1 pseudogene is annotated in these 633 nt (G+C 48.0%); it reads right to left on the minus strand.

Annotated elements, in window-relative coordinates:
• A pseudogene (locus GZ1_RS17800) lies at positions 1 to 633 on the minus strand (DUF6044 family protein); the annotation flags it as partial.

The raw sequence follows: 633 nt of genomic DNA on the forward strand, positions 1-633 counted from the left end.
TTCCACGCCGACTCATCGGACGTAAATCTTTTCTCAAGCGTGAGGCCGTTTTCCGCCGCGTTATTCGATCGGAACGGCCTGAGAAAACGTAGCGGCCGCCCATTTTTTTCAACTGTTCTGTATTCAGCAGCAAGTTCTTCAGCCGCTTTTTCGAGTGTTTCGTGAACATGTACCGTTTTCCAAGTTCCGCTGTAAAAATATAGCAGCGCCCGCCCCATTCGTCAAAATATGTGCGGATCGTTTTGCTTTTTTCCAGTTCACGTTCAATGATTTTGCGGAACTCGTATTTATATGACAGCGGATAAAAGTTGTTGTACGTATCGAGCGTATAAAACCCGTTGTATTGCGCGATGGCGGGGTGAATGCCGATGCTGACGACGCGGTAGTCGGACACCGGGAGCCCGATGTATTGCTTGATTTCTTGGAACTGTTTTTCCGCGTAAAATTGTTTTACCGTCGGCTCGTAGCGGAAGACGATTTCTTCGTTAATCAAAAACACCAAGATCACTTGGGCCGCTAGCAGCCGCTTCGCCCACTTTTCTCCTTTTTCGCTGTATTGCCATACGATTTTCAGCGCCAGCGCAAACTGCACATAAATGACAAGCGGGCGCAAAAAATGAAAGCGGGCAAAGA

This window comes from Geobacillus zalihae NBRC 101842, assembly GCF_001544135.1.
In the GTDB taxonomy this organism is placed as follows: domain Bacteria; phylum Bacillota; class Bacilli; order Bacillales; family Anoxybacillaceae; genus Geobacillus; species Geobacillus zalihae.